General features: G+C 42.4%; 4 protein-coding genes and 2 pseudogenes. 4 read left to right on the forward strand and 2 right to left on the reverse strand.

Annotated elements, in window-relative coordinates; genetic code table 11:
* Both JCM11969_RS15685 and JCM11969_RS15690 read left to right on the forward strand, forming a co-directional pair.
* Positions 1-303: glutamine amidotransferase-related protein (locus JCM11969_RS15685; RefSeq protein WP_439709753.1), on the forward strand; the 303-nt coding region annotated here is incomplete at its 5' end.
* A 196-nt stretch (positions 304-499) separates the two neighbouring features.
* Positions 500-1,051: a TetR/AcrR family transcriptional regulator gene (locus JCM11969_RS15690; RefSeq protein WP_054712707.1), complete on the forward strand. Its 552-nt coding sequence runs from the start codon at positions 500-502 to the stop codon at positions 1,049-1,051.
* Positions 1,052-1,181: 130 nt separating this feature from the next.
* Here the strand turns inward: JCM11969_RS15690 and JCM11969_RS20045 are convergent, their stop codons facing one another.
* Together JCM11969_RS20045 and JCM11969_RS20585 are read right to left on the reverse strand one after the other, a co-directional pair.
* Complete coding sequence (locus JCM11969_RS20045; RefSeq protein WP_263850083.1) at positions 1,182-2,720, reverse strand: efflux RND transporter permease subunit; 1,539 nt, start codon at positions 2,718-2,720, stop codon at positions 1,182-1,184.
* Positions 2,721-2,743: 23 nt separating this feature from the next.
* A pseudogene (locus tag JCM11969_RS20585) lies at positions 2,744-3,901 on the reverse strand (MMPL family transporter); the annotation flags it as partial.
* A 121-nt stretch (positions 3,902-4,022) separates the two neighbouring features.
* Here JCM11969_RS20585 and JCM11969_RS15700 point away from each other — a divergent pair.
* Positions 4,023-4,925 (forward strand): annotated as a pseudogene (locus JCM11969_RS15700) (UDP-N-acetylglucosamine 1-carboxyvinyltransferase); the annotation flags it as partial.
* Between the two features lie 246 nt (positions 4,926-5,171).
* Positions 5,172-5,738, forward strand: coding sequence for a hypothetical protein (locus tag JCM11969_RS15705; protein ID WP_054712710.1), 567 nt, complete (start codon positions 5,172-5,174; stop codon positions 5,736-5,738).
* Positions 5,739-6,125: the final 387 nt, after the last annotated feature.

Genomic DNA, 6,125 nt, shown 5'->3' on the forward strand with positions numbered 1-6,125 from the left:
CTTCTTAAAGCCGGGAACGGTTGCTGCCAAGCTTATGATAATGCCGATATCATCTCAGAACGTCACCGTCACCGTTATGAATTTAATAACGCCTACCGGGACGCAATGGAGAAAAATGGGATGGTCATTTCTGGGACTTCACCTGACAATCACTTGGTTGAAGTTGTGGAAATTCCAAAGAACCGGTTCTTCGTTGGTTCACAGTACCATCCAGAGTTTATTTCCCGTCCCAACCGTCCAGAAGGTCTCTTCAAGGACTTCGTTGCTGCGGCAAATGACCAGTATCTCGAAAAAAATAACTAAACCGTCTGTAAATGACGATGCACTTTTAGGGTGAATCTGATTGACGGTTAACAATTCAAGTGAAGCTCTGATCTCGTGGTGGGTCGGGGCTTTTTTGTTGGCAGCAACTTGTGAAAGTTGTCATTGGTTTCTTTAAGAATAGTTGGTTATGATGTATGCTTAATTTTATAATCTAAATTTTGAAAGGACTTTGACTATGGCCGACACTCAATCTCAACAGCGCACCAAGCGAGATATTTTGCAGGCAATGATGACGCTTCTTAGAAAAAAGAAATTTGATGATATTACGATCGGAGAAATCTGTGATGAAGCGATGATCCACCGCAGCACGTTCTACCGATATTTCCAAGATAAGGTTGATCTGGCAAATACAATTATCTATAACCTGTCTGAAGAATTGCTGGGGACGGACTTCAGGGAAAACGTTGTTTTAACCCAGGTTACCCATTTTATTTCCGACAACATTGATTTAATTCGCCATCTGATTCCTGAAAGCCAAAGCAAGTTCTATGATGAATTTCGGAACATTTTGGAGAATTTGTTTAATGAACGGGCCAACAATCCAGCCTATCAAAACGATCCTGTCGTAACATTGATTAAGCAATCGTCTTCACAACCGCTGATGATCAGTTTTTTGGCGAATACAATAATGGGCTTTTTAGAAGAGCAGCTTCTCAAGTCGAATATTGATTGGCCGCAGTTGGAGTTGTTTCTCATTTCGATCATCAATAAACTAAATGCCCAGTAATTAAGGCGGCTGATTGATGGCGCAAAGATGCCAAGAAACAGCGCAAAACACAAAAATGGCTTCCACAAATGAATCAATTTCATTTATGGAAGCCATTTTTTAGTTAGAAAAGGGTATTTCAATGGGTCAATTAATCATCACGTTCAGTAGCTTGCTCGGATGAGGATTGAGTGGCTGCCGGCTTTCTTTTTCTCAGCAGATAAATGACTGCCGGCAAAATCGTCAATGCACAGATGAGTGAATAACCTGTGTCCAGCACAGTAATCAGCCCAAATGACTTCAGAACTGGGAAGCTGGAGAACATAATGGCCGAAAAACCGCCCATGACCGTGAAACCGGAAACTGTAATTGCCTGACCGACAGATGTGGTTGCTGAAACAATCGCGTCCCGGGTACTAATTCCCCGTTGTAATTCCTCCCGGTATCGTTCCAGAATTAAGATGGTAAATTCGGTTCCAATTCCAAGAACCAGCGAACTGAGGGCAATTGTGACTGGGTTATAGGAAATTCCCAACAGTTTTAAGGTTAATGGGGAAAGACCTAATACCAACAAAATTGGAATCACTGGGTACAGTGCAAGTCGCCAGTCACGATAGATAAGGAATAAGACAATGAAAATGATCGAAAGACCGGCAATAATAATCAGATCATGATTAGCGGACATATTATTAATGCCCAATAGCATCATGACTTGAGCTCCTGCAGGAGAAATTTTTAAGCCATGATGGATTCCTTTAATATCATGATTAATCCGATTCATCAACTTAAGTTGTTCTTTTGAGGACAGACCGTTTCTAATTTTGAATTGGATAGTTGCGTCGTGATGGTTGCTGCTAATCAAAGTTTGTTTTAAAGACGTTGGCAAATTGTCAACACCCACAGTTAACTGCTTTTGAGAAGTGTTCAATGAGCCGTTCGTCTGTTGATAGGCGGTCGATAAGCTGGTGACATCGGTGACGTCATGGTATTTATGGTCCACTTTTTGACCAACTTGATCGATTGTCTTCAAATTGTCCTGATCCCTGATATCTTGACCATTGCCCTCCACTAAATAGGTGAGGTAGGTTGTCGACCCAATTTTGCTCTGAAGATATTTGGTATTCTTCAGGGCCGTCATATTTTGGGGAATCATTTTGGTGAAGTCGGTTTCAATATTAATGGATTTTTCAAATGAAAAACCTAGTCCAGCCAACACCACGCCAATTGTCAGCAGAATGCCTGCATGATGGGTTACCCATTCAGCATAGTGACTTAGGAACAGTGATAAACGCGACGGCTGAGATAGCTTCTTGGGTGCCAACTTGGCTGTTGAAGCGTGTTTATCCAAGAGTGAGAGGCTTGAAAACATCAGTCCAAACTCAACGACGTAGCTGCAGGCGACACCAATGGCCAATGTGAGGCCAAACTTCTGCATCATTGGGGCCTTTGAGAGATACATCGTCAAAAAGCTGAAGACCATGACGATTAAAGATACGCCAACTGCCGGTCCCATGCTCGAAATGGCAACTGAAATGGCCTCCTTAGAATTTTGTCGTTTCCTGACTTCTTCTTCATATCGGTTTTGAAATTGAACACCAAAGTCAGTCCCCAAACCAATGATAATCGGCAACGTTGCATGGTTGCCAAGGTCAACGGAATGTGAAGCCAACCCATCAAACCAAATGTCCATACGAGGCAGGCCAGGACAAATATGAGTGGCAACAAACGCTTTCGTACCGAAAATATCAATAGGAGGATGATCACCATTAAGACTACTGCGAATGCCAGCATGGTTGCCATACTGGTAATGACTTTACTGCGGACCTGACCAAGAACTGCAGGTTGGCCGCCCAAGCGGGTCTTAATGCTTGAGGAAAAGTTGGTTTGCTTAATTGCCTGATTGGCGTCGTGATTAATCTGAACCGCGGTGTTCATATCCGACGATTCCTTATTGGTATTGATAATGATTAATAGATGCTTGCCGTCCTTAGGTAATAATTGCTTCATCGCACTGGGAACATGGCCGTTATCGCTGAGAAAAATATCCCGCAGCAGTTTGGTTGACATGTCTTGAACTTTCGGCAGCATCGGGATGACCGTGTCTGCCAATTGTGATTGCTGCTGATGGTTAAGCAGCGACATGGTGTAGGACTGTACTGCAGCTTGCTGTTTGGTGGTCAATTGCTTTTGAAGCATTGCTTGCTGCTGTTGCTTGGAACCCTGTGCCTGGGCGCCAGCTGCTGCCATCAGCTTCTTTTGGGCGGGCGTGAGTTGTTTCAGTAAATATGTTTGAACCTGATTTTGTTGCGTACTTGTTAACGAGTGTTGCATTTTCGACTGAATGCTTTGTTTTTGCTTGGAACTCAGTTCAGCCATCAGATCTTGTTGAAGCTTTTTGCTATTGAAGTTGAACTGAGCACTGGAGTTTCCGGTCCCGGCATGGGATAGCTGATCATTTAAACTACTGACGATGTCGGTCGTATTTCTGACGTTATCAACTTGGCTGACTTTACTGTCAAATTTGGCCACCTGCTGCATTGTCTTGTGGGATAATAATGTCGACTGGTTACCGTCGAGCAACAGATAAAGGGAGTCACCACCAAACTTTTTCTGATAGGTTTGGGAATCCTGATAGGTTTTTGAACTGGAACTAACGAAGACGTCGTTGCCCATTTTCATTTGAATCTTTGGCAATCCAAATGCAAAACCGATGGTCATGATCAAGATGACCGTGATCCAAAGTTTGTGGTGCCGATGAATATTTTCGCCAATTGTCGTAAATAGTCGTTTCATTTCTAACCGCTCCTTTTTTCTGTATGCCTGAATAGTATAAGGACTTTCAGGAATAGTTAAAGAAGTAGATCTGGCCATTTGTTGAGTGATGAAACAAAGTGATTGAATTGTTGGATTTTAAAAGCGCTTTCGAGTTCTCTGGTTGTCGATTACTGCAAACAGGTGCTCATTTTGTCTTGTAATAATTCGCTGAAAACGGCTGTCCGGAGAGATATCGATCGGCGGTGCTAAAAACAGCACGGTTGCGCTTATCCCTGCTGCCATATTAGCGGATACCCCCGTTAGGTTCGACTCGGTCCCAGACATTTTAGATGTTCACAACTTAATGTTAATTTTAAAACCGATGAACGTTTCGTCTGAGTTCAAAGGCGATGTCCTAACAATTGATCCGACCAATATTGTCGAGGCACCACTGCCAAGCAAGGCGATTAAAAGCTTGCGGGCCTCCTACTACTTTATGGGCGCTCTGTTAGGTCGTTTTCAGCGTGCTACCGTTAGTTTTCCCGGTGGCGATAATATCGGGCCGCGGCCAATTGACCAGCATATCAAGGCATTTAAGGCTTTGGGAGCTGAAGTCAGCGAACACGATGGAACAGTGACCATTAAGACCGGCCCGGACGGCCTGCATGGTGCCCAGATTTTCTTAGACATCGTTTCTGTGGGTGCCACTATCAATACAATTCTGGCGTCTGTCAAGGCGCCTGGAACCACCGTTATTGGCAACGCGGCTAAGGAACCTGAAATTATTGACATTGCGACATTCTTGAACAACATGGGTGCCAATATTCGTGGTGCCGGGACCGATGTCATTCGAATTGAAGGCGTGCCAACCCTTCAGGCTCGTAATACTCATACAATTATTCCTGATCGAATCGAAGCCGGCACTTATCTGTCACTCGCTGCAGCTGTGGGGGATGGAATTTTAATCACCAACATCATCCCCGAACATTTGGAAGCCTTTGTTGCCAAATTAGAAGAGATGGGCTGCGACTTAACGGTTTATGAGGATAGCATTTATGTCGGACCTTCACATGACCTGAAGCCAATTCGAATCAAGGTGATGCCTTATCCCGGGTTTGCTACTGATCTTCAGCAGCCACTTAGAGTTATTTCAAGCACGCCGTGGTCGTGAGGTAGTTCAAGTGGAAATTCACAATAATTTAATTCGAAACAAACGGTATTAATTCAGGGGGAAAATGATGAATATAATAAAAGGAGGGATACCGCCCTAGCCTGCACAGCTCACGGTATCCCTAACATTTAGCAAAACAACCAGCCAATTAGAAAGGAAGTTTCACTATGAAGAATAGTATCACAAAAGTAAATATGTATAAGCGAGGATTATTTAATGGGAACATTTACCTTGATAGCTGCAATAATAGCTGCTGTTGCTTCGGTTTGGAGCACCTTTACGCAGAGAAAGATAGCAAAAGAACAAATTAATGCAGAAGTTAAATCTAAAGCTAGAATAGAGTGGATACAAAAGGTACGGATAGAAGCAGCAAATTTTACTACTCAATGTACTTTGTTCGAAGAATACTCTCCTAAAATAAAAGTTGGGGACCCTATTATTAAAAAAGTTGATACTACAGAACATGAAGCTACAATTACTGCAGTTCAAGGACCAGATACTGTCGTTCATTCAAATTATGAAGACGTCATTTCTGACAAAGATTTAGAAGAGGTACGTAGAAATGTTATTCAAAGCGGAAATAGGTTAATTCTTTATTTCGGGCCTGATATAAGTGGAGATAATGATAAAGTCATAACCTACGTAAATAACATTATGGATATAGTTAAGGTACGAAAATATAATTGGAAAATTAAAGATGTACAAAGTAATTCTAAAAAGTTAAGAGAATTTTTGCGAAAATATTTAAAAAATGAATGGAATAAGGCTAAATTAGGAAAATAATTACAATAAGCAATATTCTTACGCAATGTTTTCGAGAACTCAGTCACCACTTAATAAACCTTCGTAAGTATTAATATAATAAGCACATTGTGCTTATTTTTTTGCGCTCAAGTTCTCTTAACTTGCCCTGTTCGGGCAGAACTCTCCATGAAATGGTCTGCTGGAAGAGCTCCTGCTGAAAGCATGCGTCAAGTGCAAAAATTGTCTTGATGAAATCATGCTTATTATGCAAAATAATTCGGCAGACAGTCCCCGTCGGGTAGACGCCATTTGCGGAATAAATCAGCAAATGGCATACGCAACGATTGGTAAAAAGTGGCTAGCATATAGCTAGTCATTTTGCCATGAGTTTGCGTAGCTAGGGGGTCAAGGGGCGAGCGCTAGCGT

This window comes from Secundilactobacillus paracollinoides DSM 15502 = JCM 11969 (genome assembly GCF_001311135.1).
Taxonomy (GTDB): domain Bacteria; phylum Bacillota; class Bacilli; order Lactobacillales; family Lactobacillaceae; genus Secundilactobacillus; species Secundilactobacillus paracollinoides.

Excerpts from the sequence above, each read along its gene's own strand:
- JCM11969_RS15690 (WP_054712707.1), top strand. The coding sequence starts at position 500 with ATGGCCGACACTCAATCTCAACAGCGCACCAAGCGAGATATTTTGCAG.
- JCM11969_RS20045 (WP_263850083.1), bottom strand. The coding sequence starts at position 2,720 with ATGGACATTTGGTTTGATGGGTTGGCTTCACATTCCGTTGACCTTGGC.
- JCM11969_RS15705 (WP_054712710.1), top strand. The coding sequence starts at position 5,172 with ATGGGAACATTTACCTTGATAGCTGCAATAATAGCTGCTGTTGCTTCG.